16 protein-coding genes and 2 pseudogenes are annotated in these 22,987 nt (G+C 59.6%); 11 read left to right on the top strand and 7 right to left on the bottom strand.

Translation table 11 applies throughout. The features are described 5' to 3' along the window. Nucleotides 1–12: 12 nt before the first annotated feature. The 3 genes from fabB to BLT55_RS11620 all read right to left on the bottom strand — a co-directional run bounded on the left by fabB (nucleotide 13) and on the right by BLT55_RS11620 (nucleotide 3,907). On the bottom strand, nucleotides 13–1,236 hold the full coding sequence (fabB, locus tag BLT55_RS11635; RefSeq protein ID WP_055000491.1) for a beta-ketoacyl-ACP synthase I: 1,224 nt from the start codon (nucleotides 1,234–1,236) through the stop codon (nucleotides 13–15). Between the two features lie 10 nt (nucleotides 1,237–1,246). Beyond that, complete coding sequence (fabA, locus tag BLT55_RS11630; RefSeq protein WP_007249998.1) at nucleotides 1,247–1,762, bottom strand: 3-hydroxyacyl-[acyl-carrier-protein] dehydratase FabA; 516 nt, start codon at nucleotides 1,760–1,762, stop codon at nucleotides 1,247–1,249. 225 nt (nucleotides 1,763–1,987) lie between these two features. Further along, nucleotides 1,988–3,907 (bottom strand): ATP-binding protein, encoded by a 1,920-nt coding sequence (locus tag BLT55_RS11620; RefSeq protein WP_055000492.1) that lies wholly within the window; start codon nucleotides 3,905–3,907, stop codon nucleotides 1,988–1,990. A 287-nt stretch (nucleotides 3,908–4,194) separates the two neighbouring features. Here BLT55_RS11620 and BLT55_RS11615 point away from each other — a divergent pair, with 287 nt between their 5' ends. From BLT55_RS11615 to BLT55_RS11580, 8 genes are all read left to right on the top strand, one after another. After that, nucleotides 4,195–5,220 (top strand): NAD(P)H-dependent glycerol-3-phosphate dehydrogenase, encoded by a 1,026-nt coding sequence (locus BLT55_RS11615; protein ID WP_055000490.1) that lies wholly within the window; start codon nucleotides 4,195–4,197, stop codon nucleotides 5,218–5,220. A gap of 25 nt (nucleotides 5,221–5,245) precedes the next feature. Then, complete coding sequence (locus BLT55_RS11610; RefSeq protein WP_055000489.1) at nucleotides 5,246–5,590, top strand: DUF4389 domain-containing protein; 345 nt, start codon at nucleotides 5,246–5,248, stop codon at nucleotides 5,588–5,590. Beyond that, nucleotides 5,587–6,042 carry a phosphohistidine phosphatase SixA gene (gene sixA / locus BLT55_RS11605; protein ID WP_055000488.1) on the top strand — a complete coding sequence of 152 codons (456 nt, stop codon included), beginning with the start codon at nucleotides 5,587–5,589 and terminating at the stop codon, nucleotides 6,040–6,042. Before BLT55_RS11610 ends, sixA begins: the two co-directional genes overlap by 4 nt. Before the next feature lie 105 nt (nucleotides 6,043–6,147). After that, complete coding sequence (locus BLT55_RS11600) at nucleotides 6,148–6,591, top strand: hotdog fold thioesterase (protein ID WP_055000487.1); 444 nt, start codon at nucleotides 6,148–6,150, stop codon at nucleotides 6,589–6,591. Between the two features lie 198 nt (nucleotides 6,592–6,789). Further along, nucleotides 6,790–7,599: an alpha/beta fold hydrolase gene (locus BLT55_RS11595; RefSeq protein ID WP_055000486.1), complete on the top strand. Its 810-nt coding sequence runs from the start codon at nucleotides 6,790–6,792 to the stop codon at nucleotides 7,597–7,599. Further along, a complete protein-coding gene (locus tag BLT55_RS11590) occupies nucleotides 7,596–8,450 on the top strand; it encodes an alpha/beta hydrolase (protein WP_055000485.1) in 855 nt (284 codons plus the stop codon). Before BLT55_RS11595 ends, BLT55_RS11590 begins: the two co-directional genes overlap by 4 nt. A gap of 127 nt (nucleotides 8,451–8,577) precedes the next feature. After that, a complete protein-coding gene (locus BLT55_RS11585; protein WP_042913003.1) occupies nucleotides 8,578–9,408 on the top strand; it encodes a DUF4892 domain-containing protein in 831 nt (276 codons plus the stop codon). A 67-nt stretch (nucleotides 9,409–9,475) separates the two neighbouring features. Continuing rightward, the gene (locus BLT55_RS11580) at nucleotides 9,476–10,525 is read left to right on the top strand and encodes an AI-2E family transporter (RefSeq protein ID WP_055000484.1); all 1,050 of its coding nucleotides are present in this window, start codon (nucleotides 9,476–9,478) and stop codon (nucleotides 10,523–10,525) included. Nucleotides 10,526–10,833: 308 nt separating this feature from the next. On the opposite strand, the gene BLT55_RS11575 is transcribed toward BLT55_RS11580, so the two are convergent. Together BLT55_RS11575 and BLT55_RS11570 are read right to left on the bottom strand one after the other, a co-directional pair. Continuing rightward, nucleotides 10,834–11,868, bottom strand: a complete 1,035-nt coding sequence (locus tag BLT55_RS11575) for a sensor histidine kinase (protein ID WP_055000483.1) — start codon at nucleotides 11,866–11,868, stop codon at nucleotides 10,834–10,836. Then, a complete protein-coding gene (locus BLT55_RS11570; protein ID WP_024640732.1) occupies nucleotides 11,865–12,614 on the bottom strand; it encodes a response regulator in 750 nt (249 codons plus the stop codon). The genes BLT55_RS11575 and BLT55_RS11570 overlap by 4 nt, the downstream gene beginning before the upstream one ends. A 405-nt stretch (nucleotides 12,615–13,019) precedes the next feature. Here BLT55_RS11570 and BLT55_RS11565 point away from each other — a divergent pair. From BLT55_RS11565 to BLT55_RS11555, 3 genes and pseudogenes are all read left to right on the top strand, one after another. Beyond that, nucleotides 13,020–15,095: pseudogene (locus tag BLT55_RS11565) on the top strand (hypothetical protein). 297 nt (nucleotides 15,096–15,392) lie between these two features. Further along, the gene (locus tag BLT55_RS11560; protein ID WP_054999870.1) at nucleotides 15,393–17,591 is read left to right on the top strand and encodes an autotransporter outer membrane beta-barrel domain-containing protein; all 2,199 of its coding nucleotides are present in this window, start codon (nucleotides 15,393–15,395) and stop codon (nucleotides 17,589–17,591) included. Between the two features lie 108 nt (nucleotides 17,592–17,699). After that, nucleotides 17,700–19,236, top strand: a pseudogene (locus tag BLT55_RS11555) (hypothetical protein). Nucleotides 19,237–19,277: 41 nt separating this feature from the next. On the opposite strand, the gene BLT55_RS11550 reads toward BLT55_RS11555, so the two are convergent. Beyond that, on the bottom strand, nucleotides 19,278–20,393 hold the full coding sequence (locus tag BLT55_RS11550) for a fimbrial protein (RefSeq protein ID WP_054999871.1): 1,116 nt from the start codon (nucleotides 20,391–20,393) through the stop codon (nucleotides 19,278–19,280). A 47-nt stretch (nucleotides 20,394–20,440) separates the two neighbouring features. Next, entirely contained in the window at nucleotides 20,441–22,954 is a 2,514-nt protein-coding gene (locus BLT55_RS11545; RefSeq protein WP_054999872.1) for a fimbria/pilus outer membrane usher protein, read from the bottom strand. Between the last annotated feature and the right edge of the window lie 33 nt (nucleotides 22,955–22,987).

The following is a 22,987-nucleotide window of genomic DNA, read 5'->3' as shown; positions in this document are numbered from 1 at the left end:
CAAAGGGCGGTGTTACTTGCCCGCCCAGCGCTTCAGTACCAAGGTAGCGTTGGTGCCGCCAAAGCCGAAGCTGTTGCTCATGACCAGATCGATCTTCGCGTCTTCACGCGTCTTGAGCAGGATCGGCATGTCGGCAATCGCCGGATCCAGCTCGTCGATGTTGGCCGAGCCCGCGATGAAGTTGTTTTCCATCATCAGCAGGCAGTAGATCGCTTCGTGAACGCCGGCAGCGCCCAGCGAGTGACCGGACAGGCTTTTGGTCGAACTGATGGCCGGGGCGTCGCGACCAAACACTTCGCGCACACCTTCCATTTCCTTGGCGTCGCCGACCGGGGTCGATGTGCCGTGGGTGTTGATGTAGTCGACGTCTTTCTTGTCGAGACCGGCCAGCGCCATCTGCATGCAGCGAATCGCACCTTCACCGCTCGGCGCAACCATGTCGTAGCCGTCGGAGGTAGCACCGTAGCCGACGATTTCAGCATAGATTTTCGCGCCGCGCGCCAGTGCGTGTTCCAGCTCTTCGACAACGACCATACCGCCGCCACCGGCAATGACGAAACCGTCACGTTTGGCGTCGTAGGCGCGGGAAGCTTTTTCCGGGGTTTCGTTGTACTGGGTCGACAGTGCACCCATGGCGTCGAACAGGAACGACTGGCTCCAGTGCTCTTCTTCACCGCCACCGGCAAACACGATGTCCTGCTTGCCCAGCTGAATCTGCTCGACAGCAGTGCCAATGCAGTGTGCGCTGGTAGCGCAGGCGGACGAGATGGAGTAGTTCACACCTTTGATCTTGAACGGCGTGGCCAGGCACGCCGAAACGGTGCTACCCATGGTCCGCGTGACGCGGTATGGGCCGACGCGCTTGACGCCTTTCTCACGCAGGATATCAAGCGCTTCCATCTGGTTCAGGGTCGACGCGCCGCCGCTACCGGCAATCAGGCCGGTACGTACATTGGAAACCTGCTCGTCGGTCAGGCCCGAGTCGGTGATGGCGTCCTGCATCGCCAGATAGGCGTAGGCAGCCGCATGGCCGACAAAACGGAAGATCTTGCGATCGATCAGTTCTTCCAGGTTCAGGTCGATAGAGCCGGACACCTGGCTGCGCAGACCCATCTCAGCATATTCCGGGTTGAAGCGGATGCCAGGGCGGTTAGCACGCAGGTTGGCGGTGACGGTTTCTTTGTCATTGCCCAAGCAGGAAACAATACCCAGACCAGTGATAACGACGCGGCGCATGCGAGTACCCTTAGAAATTTTCAGTGGAAGTGAATACGCCAACCCGAAGGCCTTCGGCGGTATAGATTTCGCGACCGTCGACACTCACCGAGCCGTCGGCAATAGCCAGGTTCAGCTTGCCCTTAAGGACGCGTTTGATATGAATGTTATAAGTGACTTTCCGGGCAGTCGGAAGAACCTGGCCAAAAAACTTCACTTCGCCTGATCCCAGGGCGCGGCCACGACCGGGATTGCCCTGCCAGCCGAGGTAAAAACCGACCAGTTGCCACATGGCGTCGAGGCCCAGGCAGCCAGGCATGACAGGATCGCCTTCAAAGTGGCAGGCAAAGAACCAGAGATCAGGGTTGATATCCAGTTCAGCGACCAACTCACCCTTGCCGAACTTGCCGCCTTCTTCGCTGATGTGCGTAATGCGATCAACCATCAGCATGTTGGGGGCGGGCAGTTGCGCGTTACCTGGGCCGAACAGCTCGCCGCGACTGCAGCGCAGCAAGTCTTCCCGGGTAAAGGCGTGTTGTTTGGTCATGCGAGCTCCTCAATAATCTTGTTCGGCAGGTTCCAAAGCCAGTGGCCCGAAGCCGGTCCCGGGGGACTGATTCGTCAGAACCCTGTCCGGCAGCCTACTCATAGACTGTTGCGTTGTAATGAAAGTCACAGCTCAGGCGAAATCAAAGTACACCTGTGCACTGAATTTTGTCGTCCGGCCGTATTTGCTGGCCTATCCGGCTGCCAAGACTGCCGCAATTCTACATCAATCGCCAGTCGCAGTTACCCGAAAGGACAACCAGCGCAGCAAAACCTTCTGTAAATCAGCGTGTTTGAACGGTTTGGCGAGGTAGTCATCCATGCCAGCCTGTAAACAGGCATCCCGGTCACCCTGCAATGCATTGGCGGTCAAGGCAATGATTGGGATTCGATCGAGCCCGGAAAGTTGCCTGATTCGTCGGGTCGCCTCGTAGCCGTCCATGACCGGCAGTCGGCAATCCATCAGAATCAGCGCGTAATATCCCGTGCCCGCCTTGAGCACGGCCTCGGCGCCATCGACTGCCACGTCAACTTCGCAACCCATTTGGTGGAGCATGGCCTGGACCACGGTGCGATTTACCGGATTGTCTTCGACCAGCAATATTTTGCGCTGCCCGTCGTGCGCGCCGAGCGCAGAAGGCTGCTCGCTGACGTCGACGGGCACGTCGCGCGAAACAGCCAGCGGGATTTGCAGGGTGAACACCGAGCCTGAGCCTTCTTCGCTCTGTGCCCGCAGAGTGCCGCCCATGCGTTCGGCCAGCGTGCGGGCAATCGGCAAGCCGAGCCCGGTTCCGCCATAGCGCCTGGAGATCGAACTGTCGGCCTGCCGGAATGCATCGAACATCGACTCCAGCCGGTCGGCCTCGATGCCGATGCCGCTGTCATGCACGGTGCAGGTGAAGCGCAGGTGGTCGTGGTCGAGCATTGCCCATTCGGCATCCACGCTGACAGTTCCCTGCTCGGTGAACTTGAGCGCGTTGCCGATCAGGTTGACCAGAATCTGCCGAATCCGGGTCGGATCGCCGACTACCGTCAGCGCTTCCAGCCCTGGCTGAATATGCAGCTTGAGTAGCAGCTTGCGTTGCAGTGCGCTGTGATTGAAGGCGTGGGTCGACGCACTGACGAGCTCTGCGAGGTTGAATGCGATGCCTTCCATCTGCAGGGCGTCGCGTTCGATTCGCGAGAAGTCGAGGATGTCATTGATGACCCGCAGTAAATGTTCCGTGGACTCGGTTGCCAGTGTTGTGTACTCGCTTTGCTCATCGGTCATGCGCGTGGTTTCCATGAGCTGCAACATGCCCAGCACGCCATTCATAGGGGTGCGCAGTTCGTGGCTCATCATGGCCAGAAAATCCGATTTTGCGCGGTTGGCCTGTTCGGCTTCTTCACGCATCTGAATCAGTTGTGCCACCGAGCGCTGCTGTTCGAGGCTGGTCCGGTGCAGGTTGTCTGCCAGGTCATTGATATGCCGCGCCAGTGCACCCAGTTCCGCATCGTCGCTGACGGGCAGGGGGGTGTGGTAGTCGCCTTGTTGAATGGCCTCGAGGGCGCCGGCCATGTCACTGATGGGGCGGGACAGGCTCAATGCCAGACGCCGTGCAAACAGGAAGGTAAACAGCAAGGCACACAGCGCGAGGATCGCCGCTTTGAGCAGTATCTCTTGCTGGCGCTGGCTGAAGGCCTCGCTGGACATGCCTATCAGCACCCGCCCCAGAGGGTCATGCGAGGCGCTGTCCGGCATCTTCGACCTGGTCGCACGAGCACCATGAGGTGCCGCGTGCTGCGGATAGATCGGGGCCTGAAAGATTTCCATCTGGCGAGTCTGCTGCTCGTCTTCACGGGGTTGATCGATGTAGACCATGACTGTGTTGGAGCTGTCCTGAATTTCCACGTAGCGGACGTTGGGCATCGACAGGGTGGCACGCATCAGCACTTTAAGGCCGTCGATATCATCGGCTGCCACGCCAGGTTCTGCGGCCGGAGCCAGTTGATTGGCGATCAGTTGCCCGGTGTGATTGAGCTCCTGGCGTAAATCCTGAATACGCACAAAGGTGAAGAAGCCGATCAACAGCACCGTCAGCAACAGGGCCGGGCCGAGGCTGATGATCTGGGTGCGGGTATTGATGTCCCAATGACGAAACGTCATAGGCTGCAAGCCTTGCGCACAAGGCGATACGCCTGCCATTCGATTGCTGCTTCCATGCCAGTGTGCTCGGTATTCGCGTATCGGTAATGCCGGACCAGAACGGGCGCCGACTGTCGCGAGGGTTCATGCGGGTTGCGCGCATGTTAACCGAGATCGCCCGGGTTTCCAGCCGCCACGTGGTCAGACACGCTGCGGGTACGCAGCAATTACCTTTGTCGCTGGCTGATAGCGTGGCGCTCCGTATAATGCCTGCATCGCCTTTCAATGGCTCTGGATGGATAGTTTTTATGACCACACAGCAACCTGTCGCGGTTCTTGGTGGTGGCAGCTTCGGCACTGCCATCGCAAATCTGCTGGCCGAAAATGGTCACCAGGTCCGCCAGTGGATGCGCGATCCCGAGCAGGCGGAGGCCATTCGAGTGAATCGCGAAAATCCTCGTTACCTGAAGGGCATCAAAGTCCGTCCGGAAGTCGAGCCGGCCACTGACCTGACCGCTGTGATCGGCGGCAGCGAACTGATTTTCGTCGCCTTGCCCTCGAGTGCCCTGCGCGCTGTGCTGTCGCCGCACGTCGAGCGCCTGAACGGCAAAATGCTGGTCAGTCTGACCAAGGGCATTGAGGCGCAGAGCTTCAAGCTGATGAGCCAGATCCTTGAAGAAATCGTTCCGCAAGCGCGAATCGGCGTCCTGTCCGGCCCCAATCTGGCCCGCGAGATCGCCGAGCACGCGCTGACCGCCACCGTGGTCGCCAGCGAAGACGAGGCGCTCTGCCAGCAGGTTCAGGCGGCGTTGCACGGTCGCACGTTTCGCGTCTATGCCAGCACTGACCGTTTCGGCGTCGAGCTGGGTGGGGCGCTGAAGAACGTCTACGCGATCATTGCCGGCATGGCAGTGGCGCTGGAGATGGGTGAAAACACCAAGAGCATGCTGATCACCCGGGCGCTGGCGGAAATGACACGCTTTGCGGTCAGCCAGGGCGCCAACCCGATGACGTTTTTCGGGCTGGCAGGGGTGGGCGATCTGATCGTTACCTGCTCCTCACCCAAAAGCCGCAATTATCAGGTCGGCTTCGCGCTGGGCCAGGGGTTGACGCTCGACGAGGCGGTGACCCGTCTGGGCGAAGTGGCAGAGGGCGTGAACACGCTCAAGGTTCTCAAGGTCAAGGCGCAGGAAGTGCAGGTGTATATGCCGCTGGTCGCCGGGCTGCATGCGATCCTTTTCGAAGGCCGTACGCTCAGTCAGGTCATCGAAGCGCTGATGCGTGCCGAGCCGAAGACGGACGTCGATTTCATCTCGATTACCGGCTTTAATTGAATCCAGTCTGATCAGGGAGAACCTCTTGAACGAGTCGAAAATCCACAACAACGAGTCGATCCTGCTGCGCATTTTATGGATGCTGCTGTTTCTGGGCGTGTGGCACGTGGCGCAGATCGTATTGGCGGTCGTGGTGCTGGTGCAGTTGGGCTATCGTCTGATTTATGCGGCGCCCAGTGGCAGCCTGATGGATTTTGGCGACAGCCTGAGCCAGTACCTGGCGCAGATCGGGCGCTTCGGCACCTTTCACAGTGACCAGAAGCCTTGGCCGTTTGCCGACTGGCCAATACCCCGCGCACCAGAAGGCGAGGCAGCGCATCAGGTCGCGCCAGCGCCGCACCCGGTGCGTGATGAAGAGCCAAAACTGTGAAGGTCTGGGTGTTGCGCCATGGCGAAGCCCAGTCCCGGGCGCGCAGCGATGCCGAGCGGGAACTGACCGCGCATGGCCGTGAGGAAGTGCTCAAGAGCGCGGTTCACCTGAGTGACAAGGCCGTGCAGCGGATCATTGCCAGCCCGTATGTGCGCGCGCAGCAGACGGCGGAGCTGGTGCGCCAGGCATTGGGTTTCAGCGAGCCGGTCACCACCGTACCCTGGCTGACGCCCGACAGTACCCCGCGTCAGGTGCTGGCGCAGCTCGATAAATTGGGCGTCGATGAGGTGCTGCTGGTCAGTCATCAGCCGCTGGTGGGCGAACTGATCGGTGTGCTGGCACACGGCAGCGCGCAGCAGGCGCAGCCGATGAGCACTGCCAGTCTGGCAGAACTGCAAGGCGAATTTGCCATCGCCGGCGGCATGACGCTCAATAGCGTTCGGCATGTCTGAACGATGGCTTGAAGTATGTTTCGCCGTCGCAGGTAGTTGCAGACATCCGGCCATCAAACGCCAGCGCTCCCCAAGCGCCGGCACCACTCTGGAAAAGGACTGAACATGAGCATATGGCGTCAGGCTCCCGATATCGAAGCCCTCATGGCGGCTCAGAAAAACACCATTGGCGAAGTGCTGGATATTCGCTTCGAGTCATTCACCGACGACTCACTCACCGCCAGCATGGTGGTCGATGCGCGAACCCATCAGCCGTTCGGGCTGCTGCACGGCGGCGCTTCGGTGGTGCTGGCCGAATCGCTGGGTTCGATGGCCAGTTACCTGCTCGTCGATTCGAGCAAATACTTTTGTGTGGGTCTTGAAGTCAACGCCAACCATCTGCGTGGCGTGCGCGCCGGACGCGTCACCGGGGTGGTCAGGCCCGTGCATATAGGCCGGACCACTCACGTCTGGGACATCCGCATCAGTAACGAGGAAGGCAAGCTGAGCTGTATCTCACGCCTGACGGTGGTAGTGGTGGCGCATGGCAAGGAGCCACCCGTTAGTTAAGTGTTTTCAGCTATTACGGGCGGTATCGCAGGTCTGGACGGGACTGTTGAATAGGCCGGTTTCTGCGGGTTGCCGAATATTCCACGCGAGCAACGTATCCGATGGCCGGAGTGTCACCTGCGATGGCAGTTCCGGTCATTGCCGTTTTTCAGGGCGCCTGCGCACAATCGTGACTCGCCCGCCCATGGAAGTATCGGCATGTCGCAACCCTTGTTTTTCGCTCACGCCAATGGCTTTCCTTCAGCGACCTACGGCAAGCTGTTTTCTGCACTGACACCGGAATATTCGGTAGCTCATCTTGAGCAGCACGCCCATGACCCGCGCTTTCCGGTGGACGATAACTGGCTCAATCTCGTCGATGAGCTGATCCACCATCTTCGTCAGCAGACCGGGCCTGTATGGGGGGTTGGACATTCGCTGGGCGGCGTGCTGCATCTGCATGCGGCGCTGCGCTGTCCGGAACTCTATCGGGGCGTGGTGATGCTGGACTCACCGGTATTGGGGCTGGCTGATCAATGGTTCATACGCGCCGCCAAGCGCCTGGGTTTCATTGATCGCATCACTCCGGCGGGGCGCACGCTGGGGCGGCGCGAAGCCTTTGACGACCTGGATTCGGCGCGCGCTTACTTCGCGGGCAAGACCCTGTTTCGCCGCTTCGATCCCGACTGCCTGACGGCCTATCTGCAACACGGACTGCGGCAGGATGGCGAGCAGTTGCGCCTGCGCTTCGACCCGGCGACCGAGATCAGTATCTACCGCAGCATTCCGCACACCAGCCCGCTACCGTCCCGGCAGCTCAAAGTGCCGCTGGCCATGGTGCGCGGGCGCCACAGCCGGGTGATCATGCCGCATCATGGCTATCTGGCCAGACGCATGCGCGAAGGCGAATACCTGTCCATGCCGGGAGGGCATATGTTTCCACTGGAGCGTCCTGATGAAACGGCGCAGCTACTCAAATCGCTGTTCACTCGCTGGGAGGCTCGACGTCTGCAAGGGGCGCACGCGTGAGGTGGCCGGTCGAGGAAGTGCGCCTGAATCTTGGCCACATCGAGCTGGCTGCCCGTCTGTTCGGCTCGGAAGACGGTCAGCCGGTGATCGCGCTGCATGGCTGGCTCGACAATGCCAACAGTTTTGCCCGGCTGGCACCGCGTCTGACCGGGCTGCGCATTGTTGCGCTCGATCTGGCCGGGCATGGTCACTCCGGTCATCGGCCCGCCGGTTCTTCCTATGCACTGGCCGACTATGTGTTTGATGTGTTGCAGGTGGCGGAGCAATTGGGCTGGCAGCGTTTTGCTCTGTTAGGGCATTCGCTGGGGGCCATCATTTCGGTGTTGCTTGCCGGGTCGTTGCCGGAGCGTGTGACGCGGCTGGCACTGATCGATGGTCTGATTCCTTTGACTGGCGATGCCGATTCGGCCGCCGAGCGCATGGGCGCGGCGCTGCAGGCGCAACTCCGGTTGGCGGGCAAACAGAAACCGGTCTATGCGGATCAGGAACGGGCGATTCAGGCGCGTATGAACGGGGTGGTCGCGGTCAGTCGCGAAGCGGCGGAGTTGTTGGCGCAACGCGGTCTGATGCCGGTGCCCGGGGGCTATACCTGGCGCAGCGACAGCCGCCTGACCCTGCCATCGGCGACCCGTCTCACACAGCAGCAGGCCATGGCTTTCGTCCACGGCATCCGGTGTCCGATACAGTTGCTGGTCGCAGCGGACGGCATGCTGGCAAAAAATCAGCAGGTGCTGTCCGGGCTGCCCATCGAAATCGAACAGCTCGACGGCGGTCATCATCTGCACCTCGACGACGAGCAGGGCGCACGTTCTGTTGCACACTGTATCAATCGCTTTTTCGCTGCGCCTTGACTTGCAAGCGGCAACTGTCGACGCTGGACAGGATGAAACAGGAGTCAACCGTGATGGATCAATCCGCAGTCTCTCGTGACCGCCTTGCTGGCGATTCTTTCTATTCTTGTTACTGTTCTGCCCGCCAATGAGAGTCCTCATGCGTTTACCACGTATTTCCGTCGTTGTGGTGTGCACGGCGATGTTCAGCGCTGCGTTGTGCGCGGCCGATCTGCCGGGCAGCAGCGACCTCGATATCCTGCCGCGTCTGGCCGATACGGAAATTGTCGACTATCGGCCGGCTGCCGAGCTTGAACGGGTCTACCCGCTCGGCTCGATCCGCAAGATCAGTGGCCAGTTGCGTTTCGATGGACAGGTCAACGCGCGCGGCAAGCTAACCTCGGTCACGTATCAACTGCCTGCCGAGCGAACGTCCGACGATGCCTTCACCGCGGCCCGCGAAGCGTTGCAGCAGCAGGGCGCGGAGCTGCTGTTCTGGTGTCAGGCACGCGATTGCGGAGAAAGCAGCCTGTGGGCCAATGAAGTGTTCGGCAACGCCAAGCTGTATGGTGCCGATGACCGCCAGGCCTACCTGCTGCTGCGCATGGCCGAGCCTCGAAATGACACGCTGGTAGCGCTTTACAGCATCACCCGAGGTAACCGTCGGGCCTACCTGCATGTCGAGCAATTCGAATCCGCCGCGCCGCTGGGCGAACTGTTGCCGACCTCGGCCACACTGCTGCGCCAACTCAAAAGCACCGGCAAGCTGGAACTGCCCAGGCTGGTCGGCGAGCCACAGGATGCCTGGGTCACGCTTGTGTCCCGCGCCCTGAATCTGGACAGCAGCTTGCGCGCAATAGTGTCCGGGCCCAGCGCCAGTGCCTGGCTGGACGCGTTGATCACCAAGGGCGTGCGTGCTGCCCGGCTGGAGACCGGGGTTGCCGAGGGCAAGGGGCTCAAGATCGAGGTTATCCGCTAGCGACCATAGCGAATAAACAGCTTCGCTATTATGCTCGCACGCTCCGACCCTCTTTAGTGGATGCCGCATGTTCAACAATGATCGTCTGTTGGTGCAGATTCTGCTGCTGGCGCTGTTTGGTGCCTGTCTCTGGGTGATGGCGCCGTTCTGGTCGGCGCTGGTCTGGGGCGCGGTGCTGGCCTTTGCCAGTTGGCCGCTGATGCGCCTGCTGACGCGCTGGTTCAAGGGCCGTGAGTCGCTGGCCGCGCTGGTGATGAGCCTGTGCTGGATGCTGCTGGTGGCTGCACCACTGGTCTGGCTGGGCTTCAATCTCGCCGACCACGTGCGCGATGCCACTGGATTGATCAAGAACATTCAGGTCGACGGGTTGCCCGATCCACCGCAATGGCTGGCGGGGATTCCGCTGGTGGGTGAGCGGCTGGTGGCGCTCTGGACCACCATCGATCAGCAGGGCGCGGCGTTCATGACCACGGTCAAGCCGTACCTGGGCGAGGTGGGCAACTGGTTGCTGGCGCGCAGTGCACAGATTGGCGGCGGCATTCTGGAACTGACCCTGAGCATCGTCTTCGCCTTCTTTTTCTACCGCGACGGCCCGCGTCTGGCGGCCTTTGTGCTCAGCCTGCTCGAACGCCTGATCGGCGATCGCGCGCAGTATTATCTGGATCTGGTGGCGGGTACGGTGCAGCGGGTCGTCAATGGCGTCATTGGCACTGCAGCGGCGCAAGCCGTGCTGGCACTGATCGGCTTCCTGGTCGCGGGCATTCCCGGCGCACTGGTGCTGGGTATTCTGACTTTCCTGTTCAGCCTGATTCCGATGGGGCCGCCATTGGTCTGGCTGCCTGCCACCGCCTGGCTGGTCTGGCAGGGCGAGTACGGCATGGCGGTGTTCATGGGGATCTGGGGCATGTTCGTCATCAGCGGTGTCGACAACGTGCTCAAGCCTTACCTGATCAGCCGAGGCGGTAACCTGCCGCTGGTGATTGTCTTGCTCGGCGTGTTTGGCGGGCTGCTGGCCTTCGGCTTCATCGGCCTGTTCATCGGCCCGACCTTGCTGGCGGTGGCATACAGCCTGTTGACGGACTGGGTGGGCAGTGAACGGGCGCGTAACTCGCGTTGAGCACTTATCGTTAATACACAAACCTGACTCACTATTATGCCGATGCTTCGAGCCGGCATGCGTTCTGGACGCGCTGCGTCAGATCTACGCTGCAACACAACGTCATGCCTCGTTCATAATCACTGCCCATAAACGAAAGCGCTTTTTTTATCACGATGGCACTGACGACACTGATTGAACGGCATGCCGACGCGGAGCATCGGCACAATAGTCATCAGTAGATCTTCAGCGTCTGCACCAACTTCCTCGTGAGCAAGCTCACTCCCACACGGACATCGGGTACATGTACGAGTCGCGGTACACAGGGGTCAAAGGCGCGGCAGGTCAAGGATTGCCGTCAGACCGCCGCCTGGGGTCTGCGCAAGCGACAACTCCCCGCCGATGCGTCGCGCAGCCTCGCGGGCGATACTCATGCCCATGCCGATGCCGCCGGAGTTGCGATTGCGCGAACTCTCCATGCGATAGAACGGTTCAAACACCGTCTCGTGAAACTCGGGTGCAATGCCCGGTCCGTGGTCAACCACCGACACGCGCACGCGGTCTGCGCTGTCCTCAATCACGATGTGCGCGCTGCCTGCATAGCGCAGCGAATTGTCGACCAGATTCTGCAGGCACGAGCGCAGCGCCATCGGTTGTGTCCTAAGGGGTTTGCACTGCCCTTCGTACTGCACGTCGTCGCCGTTGTCCTGGGCATTTTCGGCCTGCGACTCGATCAGCGCCTGCAGATCAAACTGCTGCAAGCCTTCGGTTCGCCGATGTTCATTGAGGTAGGCGAGCGTGGCATCGAGCATGCTGATCATGTCGTTAAGGTCTTGGGTCATCTGCCCATGAAGTTTTGGCTCCTCGATCTGCTCGACGCGCAGTTTGAGCCGCGACAGCGGGGTACGCAGGTCATGCGAGACTGCCGCCAGCATGCGTCCGCGTTGCTGCATCTGTTCGCGCACTTTGCTTTGCATCAGGTTGAACGTCTGCGCGGCCTGACGCGCCTCCCTGGGGCCGCTGATTTCCAGTGGCGGGCTGTCGAGGTCTTCACTCAGGCGCTCGGCAGCTTCACTGAGTCGCTGTATCGGACGGCTGAGTGCCTTGGCGCCATACCACGCGGCGATGATCATGGTAATGAACTGAAAGAGCAGCACGATCGCCGGCCCCCCCAGAATCGGTGGCCTGTGCATCGGTCTGTCATCGAACTGGCTGTGCGCAGGGTCGAAGTCAGGCCTGGGCGGTGGCATGGGGCGCATGCCGTACTGCGTGAACCAGATGAAGGCCAGCAGGTGCGCCAGCAGAATGGCCAACAGTGCGCCGCCAAACAGCCGCGCAAACAGTGTGTCGAACCTGCGAATCAACCCAGCTCCCTGGCATCGAACAGATAGCCTTCACCGCGCACGGTCTTGATCAACTGCGGATTCTTCGGGTCGTCACCCAGTTTCTGACGCAAGCGCGACACCAGCAAGTCAATACTGCGGTCGAACGCCTCTATCGAGCGGCCGCGGGCAGCATCGAGCAACTGCTCGCGGCTCAGTACCCTGTGCGGTCGTTCGAGAAACACGCGCAACAGGCGAAACTCGGCGTTGGATAGCGGCACCACCAGACCATCGGCAGCTGTCAGTTGACGCAACACACTGTTCAGGCGCCAGGCGTCGAAGCGAATGGTCGTGCGCTGATCACTGCGTTCGTCGCGTACCCGGCGCAGGATGGTCTGGATACGCGCAACCAGCTCGCGCGGCTCGAACGGCTTGGCCATGTAATCGTCAGCACCCAGTTCCAGGCCGATGATCCGGTCAGTCGGTTCGCAGCGGGCGGTCAGCATGAGGATCGGGATGTCCGAGGTGCTGCGCAGCCAGCGGCACAGCGACAGGCCGTCTTCACCGGGTAGCATCAGGTCCAGCACCACCACGTCGAAGGTTTCATCGGTGAGTGCCTGACGCATCTGTGTACCGTCGGTCACGCCGCGAGCGTTGATGTTGAAGCGCGTCAAGTAGTCGCAAAGCAGTTCTCGAATGGCCACATCGTCATCGACAATCAGCGCGCGAACGCTCCAGCGCTGATCGGTCGATGTGGCATCAAGGGTGGTGTCGGGAAGTGCTTGCATAATACGTCTGTCGCCTGCTTGTGCCGCCATGGACTGGCCGCTGTTGAAGATCAACGCTGCCCCTCATGCTACTTCGCCGGGAGGCTCGGCGGTAGGGTGGCGTGAACGAATGTCGGGGGCATGTCATAAATGTATCGGGATTGATACGAGTCGCTTATCGAGTGTGCCCTGCGAAGCGCCCTGGTAGTTCTGACAGTATCCCGTGTGGCGCAACTGCCGTTTAATCGAACGGGCTACTGGCCTGGATGGCCGGTGCTGGCAGACAAATTCTCGTTGAGAAGGCCAGGGTCTGTTGCCGTTGCATCGGCTCGCGATGCAACGGCAACAGACCCTGGGTGCATGATCAATCCGCCCTTACGTTTTCTGCACAAACAAGGGCGGCAATCGGATAGCAAAGGAGTGCTTATGATGGTCGATTCAAAAACAACAGCGGCTTTAGATGGCAATCAAAAAGAGCGTATCGCCCATGGGCTGGCGGGCAGTGGAGCCGATTCAGAGCTCGACGCAGACCTTGCTCTGGCAGAGGTGACGGGCGTTGTGGACCTTGCCGATGGAACGCTGAACAAGGATGTCTTGCTCGGTGAGTTTCTTGAGGTCACCTTGCTTCAGTGGGCAGGACTGGTCACTGATGCGGGCGACTCCGATACTTTTTTCATCGATTGGGCTATCGGTGCAGCGGCGGATAACGACGCGTTTAACGAGGTGTTTAGCGATATCGTTACCGCACCGGTGGCTCCTGGCACCTTTCCCAAGAAAATCCAGATTCCGTTGAGCAGTTTAATGCAAGGCCTGGAAAAGCCTGCAGACGGTACTTACAGTTTGCGCTACCGGATCAGACAACCGAATGATCAACAGACCACCAGCCCGTCGATCAACCTGATCGTCGATACCACGCCGCCGGGCGGGCATTCTGAGCCAGGGCAGATGATGCTGGATACAGATCAGTTGACCCAGGATTATCTGGATGCACATCCAGGCGGCCTGGTCGGCACGCTGCCTGACTATGACGACTGGGCGCCTGATCACAGGGTAGCTTACTATTATGTTGGCACTCCGTTGCCCGAAAAACCCGAAGATCTGCCGGATCCGGTCGGCGTCGTTCACCTGGCCAGCTCGACGAACAATACGGTGGCATTCCCGGTTACGGTCATTGAAGCATCCAGGGACGATGCCTACTACGTTGCCTACTTTCTGATGGACAAGGCCACCAACCGCACTCCGCTCTCCAACTACAAGCGCATAGACGTAGCGCTAGGACTGTTGCCCGACAACCTGCAAGACCCCGTCGTGCCATTGGCAGAAAAGGATACCTTGATCGACCTGCCTGACGCAGGAATCGGGGTCCAGGTATCGATCAAGTCGTTCGATAACTGGAAGCCGACCGACCGTATCGAAGTCACCTGGGGCGCAGAAGTGCTGAGATCCGAGGAAGTCGGCAGCTATCCAGAGTTTCCGATTTTGATCAGGGTCCCTGATGAGGTTCTGCGTGCTCAATACAATTTAGCGACTGGCGGTGACCAGGCTACTAATGTGAGTTATCGAATCCTGCGTGGCATTCTCCCTTCCGCAGTGAAAAGCATCAGCGTCAATGTCAATTTCTCCACTATCGGACCTGATCCCATAATCGATCCTGTATAGCCGGATCCGGTCAACGATGCGTTGCCGCTGGTCGAGGTCCGTGGCAAGACTTCCGATTCAGCGAACGTCCTGACAGCAGCGGATAAAGGCGAGGCTGCCAGGGTCCTTTTCAAGCTGTATAGCGATCTTCAGCCGGATGAAATGATCGATTTCTACTGGGGCACAAGGCTCACTTCATCGGCCACCTACACCGTACTGCCTTCAGACGCAGAGGGTTCCGATCGTGAGGTTGAAATACCCTGGGATGATATCTTTGCGGAAGGTAATCGCGTTGATTTGCCGGTTCATTACCGCATCCATGCGCCCGGTTCAGCAAACACTCAGCACTCGAAGGAGACTCTGGTCGACGTAAGCGCCATTGTCATCACCCCGGACGCACCGCTCTTCGAGGGCACCAGTGCAAGTGGCTGGCTGAACTGCGATTCACTTTTCGCCAACGGCATCGGAAATCCGGCCACGGGTGAGCCGGGGATACGGGTCCGCGTTCCGGATCTTTCGGAATATCTGTCGGACGGTGAGACTGTTACTTTGCACTGGTACGCCTCTACAGGAACTACAGGCGACGCTCTTATTCCGGGCACTCAAAAAGACGAGGCTATCGTGCTGGGAGCCGACCATCCGGCTACCGGTTTCACCTGGCTGGTCACGCCCTACGATGTACATATCCTGCCCACCTATGATCCTTCAGGCCACGGCACGAACGGTAGCGCGAGGATCAAGTACTCCTTCATCATGGGAGGCGAAACCGTTACCTCATTGGAGACCACTGCCCGGGTAGGGATGTACGACGCAGTTGGGGCGTGTCCTATCGTGCTCAAGTCACGTAAACCGAAGAAAAAGTAAGGAAGGTCGCCGGTTCAGGGTGCCTGCGGTACGCCGCAGGCACCCTGTCGGGTATAAGCAGGCTCAGGTTGCTCCCAAACGGTTTAGGAAGGCCGGCGCGTACCGGGTCATGTGACCTACGCTTATTGGTATTTTTCCCGACGATCCTCTGCTGTCAGAACCTCCCTACGTTTACATAGGAAACGTCCTACAGAGCATTCGGTTGGATCCCCGTAGTCTTTCGGCCTCTCTCCCGAGACCGCTTTCGGGCAGTCGTCACGGGGTTCAACCAGGTTTACCTCAAGGTAATGCATCGTCATGAATGCTCCATCCGTGCTGCGTCCGCTTTCATGGACATTGAAGACCGTTATTTTTCTCTCTCCTCTGCTGCCCGGCAGCCATGCCTTTGCGCAAATCCTTGTCAATGCACCGCAGACCATCGATGCAACAGGCCCGCTGGACAGCTATCGGGTTGTGAGCACCGGAAATCTGACAGCCAACGGCGCGACCACCCTGCAAATATCCACGATCACCGGGGCGCAGCTGACGCTCACTGGCAGTCAGGTCAGTGCGGGCAGAAGCTCGTCAGCCGTATCGTTAACCGGGGCAGATGCGTTGATTGTCGGCAGTGTGCTGACAGGTGGCGCGGATGGCCTGGGGATGGGCAATGAAAGTGCGCGACTGGTCGGTTCCACGGCCACCGTCATCGGCAGCACGATCACGGCGACGAATCGCGGGATAAATGCCGGCTCGCTCAGTAACCTGACTCTGGAAGGCACTTCAGTAACGGCCACCGGCACCAATGGCAGAGGCATGGAGATGTGGGACTCCACGGTGAAGGCCTCCGGCAGCACCATCACCGGGCAGCAATATGGCGTGCGCTTGCGCGCTGACCCGGGCGTGCCTTCAAGCAATCTGTTGACCCTGGAAGCAACCCGGGTCGAAGGTATCACCGGGTCGGCGCTGATCGTCGGCACGCCCACCGGCGCGCCAGCGACTGCCGATATTCGGGTCAACAATGGTTCTACGCTGATTGGCGGCAACGGCAAGATACTGGAGTTGATCAACGGTTCAACGGCCAGCATGACCGTGGACAACAGCCATCTGGTGGGTGACGTATCTGCGGGTGCGGGCAGTACCGCCAGTCTGTCACTGCAAAATGACGCGACCCTGACCGGGCGCCTGGAGAACGTATCCAGACTGTCGCTCAGTAGCCGAGGCCAGTGGGTGATGGTCGAGAACGGTCAGGTGAATGAAGTGTTTATGGACGGCGGGTCGGTCAGGTTTGGCGACGCAGCCTCGTTTTACACCTTGTCACTTGCAAGCCTGTCAGGGAACGGTACATTCATGATGGACGTGAATTTCGGTGGCAAGGCCACTGACTTTCTTGACATCACGGGCAGCGCGACCGGCAGTCATACCGTGCTCATCGGTAGCACGGGTGTCGATCCGCTCAGCGATACCAGCTTGCACATCGTCCATGCGGCAGCTGGCGATGCCAGCTTTTCGCTCGCAGGCGGCGCAGTGGATCTGGGCGCCTGGTCCTATGACCTGATCAAACAGGGCGACAACGACTGGTATCTGGATACCGCCACCCGGACCATCAGCCCGGGCGCCCAGACTGTCATGGCATTGTTCAACACGGCGCCTACGGTCTGGTATGGGGAGTTGAGCACGTTGCGTTCGCGCATGGGTGAGTTGCGCATGGACGAGGCCCGTTCCGGCGGCTGGATAAGGACCTACGGCAACAAATTCAATGTGGCCGACGCCTCGGGCTTCGGATATCAGCAGGTTCAGAACGGTGTTGCTCTCGGCGCAGATGGCAAGCTGCCTGTGGGGTCGGGACAATGGCTGGCGGGTGTCATGATCGGGCAGAGCTCGTCCGACCTCAGCCTGGATCACGGTGCCAGTGGCAAGGTCGACAGCTACTCGCTGGGCGCTTACAGCACATGGCTGGACAGCGAGAGTGGCTACTACGTCGATGGCGTTATCAAACTCAATCAGTTCAAAAACAAGGCCAGAGTCAATCTCAGCGATGGTTCCCGCACGCGCGGCAACTACGACAATCTGGGTGTTGGTGCATCGCTGGAGCTGGGTCGGCACATCAAACTGGACAACGGCTACTTTCTCGAACCCTACACCCAGCTGGCGGGCCTGGTCGTTCAGGGCAAGGACTACGCACTGGACAACGGTATGCGCGCTGAGGGTGACCGCAGCCGGTCGCTGCTCGGCAAGGTCGGTACGACGGCGGGGCGCAGTTTCGATCTGGGCCAGGGGCGTACGCTGCAACCTTACGTGCGGGTTGCCGTGGCTCACGAATTCGTCAACAGGAACGAGGTCAAGGTCAACGACAACGTCTTCAATAACGACCTCTCCGGTTCCCGTGGCGAGTTGGGGGCGGGCGTTTCGGTGTCGTTGTCTGACAACCTGCAGTTGCATGCTGATTTCGATTACAGCAATGGCGATGCCATCGAGCAGCCTTGGGGCGCCAGTGCAGGCTTGCGTTACAGCTGGTAGCGACAGCGAAGCGGGGGGGCTGATGCTTGATCGATGGCGCTGATGCGCCAACGGTCCTATCACTTGTGCCAGTATCCGCAAAAAAAAACAGGGTGTTAACTGACGGGCATGGCGGTCGGCAAACGGGTCGGCCACCGCTTTCTCCTGTTGGAGGCCTGGCTCATGTCTGTCATTTCAAAGTGGATCGAACGGATCAGAATCCTCTTCTGGCCGGCTTCAAGACGCAAGAGCATGCTCCTTGCGCCGCCTGTGATCGCCGAACTCCTGCCTGACGTGCCCGGCGGTGAACCCAATCTGCTTCCCAGCAGTGCGTGGCTCGTACCGTTGCGGGTCGATTTTCTCATGTGGCAAAACTCCGAGCCCACCCCGGTAAGCCCTGAGTATTTGCGCGTGTACTGGAATGACGTGCTGCTGGAGGAGAAGGTCTGGACCGAACCTGTACAGCCTGTCGATCTGTTCATTATGATCGAGCAGCATTACCTTGGCGAAGGCCAGCATCGACTGCGTTATAGCGTCGAGACCGCCAATCAGGTGCAGACCGAATCCGAAACACTGGCCTTTGTCATTGATAAAACGGCACCGGTATTCGAAGACGAAGGGGCACTGATTTTTCCGGAAGAAATCATCAGGGACGGTCTTACCGCGGCCTGGCTGGACACTCATGGCAACACCGTGCTGGCCGAAGTGCCCGCATATTTTTCGCCGAGCGCCGGGGATCTCATTATCTGGTACTGGAGCAGTACGCCGACGGGAGCGGAGCACACCGGAACCCTGACACTTGAAGCGTCCGATATCGGTAGCGCGATCAATATTGCCTTCGACAAGCAAGTGGTTCTCGAGAGTGGCGATGGCATTCGTTATGTGTCCTACAGGTTGAAGGATCGCTCGGGGAATGCCGGGCCCCGTGCGCTGGCTGTTTCGCTGCTGGTGTGTGCTCAGCCAGTACCGCGTGTGCTGCCCCCCCCCCCCGCGGGTTCAGAAGGCCTCAGGCTCGGCAAGCGCCAGTACGCTCGATCCGTTGGATGCCTATCAGGGCGCCGTGGTATTGGTACCTGAGACTGCCGTGATTGTTCCCGGTGACACCGTCCGCGTCCAATGGGCCGAGCCCGGCAGTGTGGGGTCCTTTCTTACGGAGGTAGCAGACTCGAGACTGTTCAACATTCCTTCCACACAGATTGCCCAGCATTTCGGCAAGTCGATCCCCGTTTATTATGAGGTATTCGAAAAAAGCGCCGACCCGCCTTATCTTTCGGACCGGCATACGCTGAGTATCATGGGCATGACAGGCTTTCCGGTCGTGCAGTGTGACAAGGTCTCCGGGGGGCGTCTGAGCCTGCAGGACATTGCCGAGGGAGGCTACGCACGGTTCACACTCGACAGTTGGTCATTCATGGGCACTGACCAGTTCCTCACCATCGAGGTGCAGGGTGTCAGCAGTGCTGATAATGAGTTGTTGATCATTGGCGTTCTGGATGAATACCCGGTGCCGCGGGTGGACGATAAAATCGACGCAGGTGTTATCAGCAAAACGGATTTGCAGGCATTCAAGATCGGCACTCAGCTGGATATCCGGGTGCGTGTGAGTTTCGACCAGACGCTCTCCTGGCAGCCTTTCCCTGCGCTCAGACCCACGTTGTATGCCTGAGGATGTCATGGACCGCCAGGTTGGCAGTCCACGGCGCATTGCTACTTGTAGGTCATCGTGAAGCTGAGAGCCCCTTTGGCCTTGCCCGGCCGGATCGCGCTGCTGGCCTGTGTCTGATAGAAGCGGGCGTAGAAGTTCAGCACAACGTTACCGGGTGTGATCGCCATGATTGGCACTTCGGTCTGCAACTCCATGGGCGTGACTCCATCACCTTTGAGAACCTGAATCCCCATGCCCTTGGCGTCCGAATCGCTGGTCAGGGTGAAAACCCCGTTGCCGACAGGGCCCTCGGGGACCGAGCCTTCGACACCGTCGAGCTGGATATGCGCCGTTGCCACGAAGCCCGCTCCCGTGTACGTCTCGCAGTTACTCAGTGCAATACTGAAGGGTACCGCAGGTGTGGTGAAGCCGGGACCGGTGAAGTCAGCGCTGTCCCATTCACCCAACTGCACCGGGTCGGCACTGATCGGATCTGCACCGACGCTGCACTGTGCCTGAAGTATTGTGCCGGTTAGCCCGAACTTCATGATCCTGCCAAGCGTTGTCACGCTTGCGGAGAACAGTTCACTGCCATTGAGCACATTGGGTCCGGAGGGAATCGGTCCGGTCTTGACCAGCGTGACGTAGTTGTTCAGATGAAGGAAACGCAGGCTCGTGAGCATTTTCTCGTGGTCGTTGAGGCCGATGAACGGAACGGAGGCGCTGCCACCTACAGGCGTGAAGCAATTGGGGCAGTTCCTGTCATACGGAAACTCCAGTCTTACCCGCACCCCGACGCCCGGAATATTGGTTTGCAGTATCTTGCCTGTGAGGTCTTCCCCGTTTATAGGCTCCACCGTGCCAGAAAAGATCGGAGCCGTTGCCGTTGCGTTGAATTCCAGAAGCGCCGTGCCGTCATTTTTGCACGCCGCTTCCAGGCCTGCCTGGTCTGGTGTGGCGTTAAGCATGTCGATGCTGCCGATAAATGTACCCACTGCGGCGTCTTTCGGGACGTAGAGCGTGCCGATGTCGCGCCGGTAATCCTTTATTCCCGGTGAGGAAACCCAATAACAATCGTTGCTCGGTGTGTCGTCCGGTTCTTCGGAGTAAGCCGCAGCGCTATAGCTGGTTCCCAACAGGATCAGACTGGGGAGCAGGGCATTCAATGCAGTGTTCATGGGGTGATTCCTGAAATAACAATGTCGCGGATGGCTCAGATCTGATGTCACTGGGTACACGTCATGTCTTGCATTCGGTAGCCCTTGGCCAGAGGCATGCCGGCGGGGTCTATGTGCAGACGACACTGAGGGTCGCTTTTCTCTCCCCAGCGGACATCGAGGGTTTGGGCCTGCATGCCGGTAGACAGCAAAATCTGCCCGCCTTGCCCTGCGATGCCCAGGATGTTGCCCTGCGCATCGCTGACCTGGGCGCCGAATGGCAGCGGCTTGCCACTGTCAGTGGTTGCATTGATGACCAGGCGTGTCACCTTGCGCGCAGCGAAGGTGGTCTTGATCAGGGCCCCCCTGGCAGGTACCACTTGAGTACTGGCGTTATCGATTTCCACCTCGGGCCCCAGTCGGTCGGTTTGCAAGGTGATCGGGTTATAGCGGTAGGGGCGCAGATAGGGCATCAATGCGTAGCCGCGACTATTGGTCCTGACACCGGTAGCGTTCTGTATGCCAACGCCGGGTGTATCGGGTACTTCGATCAGGGCGATGGTGTCGCCCAGATTCGGGCCGAACTCGATGCCGTCCTCATGCAGCAACAAGGCGCCACTGACGTTGACTGATGCACTTCGATAATCATTGCCCTGGGTCACGCCGGCGCCGAGGCTGGCGAAGGGCGCCTGATAGCCTGCCGCGAAGCCTGCACTTTGCTGTTTGCCGTCATCGTTGCTCAGACTGACGTGATAATTGACGCGGTTTTCATAGAGGCTGCCGCTCAGGCTGCCCCGTTGACTGTGGCGATTGGCGCTGCTCTGCAGGTCGAGTGTGGCATTGCTAGAATGGCCGGTGTCGAGGGGCATCGAGATGCTCAGGCCAAACTGCCGGTCGTTGCCGCGGCTACTGGCTACGCTCAGTGACTGTGAGGCATAGAAGTTGTAGGTGATCCCGGCACGATGGGTGTTGAAGTTGAATTGAAATTGGCGCTGCTCGATATCGCTGCCCCAGTAATCCTGTTGCGACAGCGTCAGGCCCACGCTGCTACGTGCGCCGATTCTCTGATGAACCGAAGCTTCCAGACGGCTTCGGCGGCTGCCTGTGAACGTAGCGTCGTTGCTGCGCTGACTGACGGCTTCGTCGAAATCCCGATAGCCTTCGGTGGAGTAGCGATAACCTGCGAAGCGCAGACTGGTATGGGTAGTGAACGCCTTGCCATACTTGATGGCGTAACTCATGCCCTGCACGCTGGACCGACCTGTTTGATCGATACTGGCGCGTGACCGGGTCACATCGAACGCCATCGCCCCCAGCAGGCCCATGTCCCTTGACACGCCCAGTGCAGCGGCGTGGTAGAAGTCGCTGGTCATCAGTCCGCCATAAAGGGTCGAGTTCCAGCCTGTTCCAACGGCCAGCGTGCCTTGCCACAGCCAGGGATGCTCGGTGGCGTAGGCACCGTTGAAGCGGCCCAGGGCTGCGCTGTATTTCCAGACGCCTTCGCGCAACAGGTTGCTGATGGTCGAGTAGGGTTGGGTAAAGCGCCGGACCTGACCATCGGCCTCGGTCAGCACGATCTCCAGTTCGCCGCTGCCCGCTGTGTTCAGGTCATCTATTTCATAGGGGCCGGCACTGACATACGTGGAGTAGATCGGGTATCCGTTCTGCAGCACTTCCAGTTTGGCCCTGCTTTGCGCCACGCCACGAATCACCGGTGCGTAACCCTGCAGGGAATCGGGGAGCATCTCCTGATCGGTTTTGATCAACCCGCCCTTGATCGGCACGCTCCGGAATACATCGCCGCCGGTGTAGGTTTCACCCAGGGTCAGGTTAGCGTGCGTGCCGGGCAGGTCGCGCTGTGCATAAGCGTAGGCTCTGGTCCACTCGCGATGTCCCTGTGCATCCTGACGCACGCTTTGATTGCTGCGCAATCGCCATGATCCCAGGTTGATACCGGTGTTGAGGTACAGGTCTGCGCTGCTGCTGGTGCCTGTCTCCCTGTGGGTCGTCTGTTGCGCCGAGGTCTGGTAATTGATGAAGGCGGCGTTGATGCCGTAATCCCAAAGCGCCGGGTCCACTCGCCCGTTGGCATCGCGGCGCATGGCGATCTGCGGTATCGAGATCGACAGTTGCAGTCTGCCGCCGTCGAGTACGACCCTGGCGTCCGGAATCAAATGCCCCAGCGCGACACAGGCTACTTGCAACAAGGCCGGGTCGGCCAGACTGTCGAGACGTACGCCGATCTGCTCCAGCAATTCCGGCGACAGGCAGGGCAGGAGGCCGTTGCCTTGCGGGTCGGCATCGAAACGGATCTGCCGTTGGCCGAAATAGCGCATATTAACGTGGATTTCTACCCAATGGTCGCCTGGCCCGAGGCTCTCGACAACTGACAACTGGTTCAGCACGCTGGCCGCGGCCGCACTGTCATAGTCCTGGCCCTGACGCAGGAAGCCGGACTGGAAATTGACAGGGGTTGCCGCCTTGGTCAGTTCCAGCGGAACGGTCACGCTGCCGCACACAATCAGCACCTGCATAAAACGCAGGCGCACCGGTATGAACCCGGAATCGGGTAATAGGGTCATGTTCAATGTCCTGGGGATGAAGCGTGCCAGCGC

It is taken from the genome of Pseudomonas cannabina (assembly GCF_900100365.1).
GTDB lineage: Bacteria > Pseudomonadota > Gammaproteobacteria > Pseudomonadales > Pseudomonadaceae > Aquipseudomonas > Aquipseudomonas cannabina.
Note: the sequence above shows the minus strand (reverse complement) of the source record. Positions and strands in the feature narration are given on the sequence as shown.

What these genes read in the sequence shown, in the direction of transcription:
- fabB (WP_055000491.1), bottom strand. Translation starts at nt 1,236, where the DNA reads ATGCGCCGCGTCGTTATCACTGGTCTGGGTATTGTTTCCTGCTTGGGC.
- fabA (WP_007249998.1), bottom strand. Translation starts at nt 1,762, where the DNA reads ATGACCAAACAACACGCCTTTACCCGGGAAGACTTGCTGCGCTGCAGT.
- BLT55_RS11620 (WP_055000492.1), bottom strand. Translation starts at nt 3,907, where the DNA reads ATGACGTTTCGTCATTGGGACATCAATACCCGCACCCAGATCATCAGC.
- BLT55_RS11615 (WP_055000490.1), top strand. Translation starts at nt 4,195, where the DNA reads ATGACCACACAGCAACCTGTCGCGGTTCTTGGTGGTGGCAGCTTCGGC.
- BLT55_RS11600 (WP_055000487.1), top strand. Translation starts at nt 6,148, where the DNA reads ATGAGCATATGGCGTCAGGCTCCCGATATCGAAGCCCTCATGGCGGCT.
- BLT55_RS11595 (WP_055000486.1), top strand. Translation starts at nt 6,790, where the DNA reads ATGTCGCAACCCTTGTTTTTCGCTCACGCCAATGGCTTTCCTTCAGCG.
- BLT55_RS11585 (WP_042913003.1), top strand. Translation starts at nt 8,578, where the DNA reads ATGAGAGTCCTCATGCGTTTACCACGTATTTCCGTCGTTGTGGTGTGC.
- BLT55_RS11580 (WP_055000484.1), top strand. Translation starts at nt 9,476, where the DNA reads ATGTTCAACAATGATCGTCTGTTGGTGCAGATTCTGCTGCTGGCGCTG.
- BLT55_RS11570 (WP_024640732.1), bottom strand. Translation starts at nt 12,614, where the DNA reads ATGCAAGCACTTCCCGACACCACCCTTGATGCCACATCGACCGATCAG.
- BLT55_RS11560 (WP_054999870.1), top strand. Translation starts at nt 15,393, where the DNA reads ATGAATGCTCCATCCGTGCTGCGTCCGCTTTCATGGACATTGAAGACC.
- BLT55_RS11550 (WP_054999871.1), bottom strand. Translation starts at nt 20,393, where the DNA reads ATGAACACTGCATTGAATGCCCTGCTCCCCAGTCTGATCCTGTTGGGA.
- BLT55_RS11545 (WP_054999872.1), bottom strand. Translation starts at nt 22,954, where the DNA reads ATGACCCTATTACCCGATTCCGGGTTCATACCGGTGCGCCTGCGTTTT.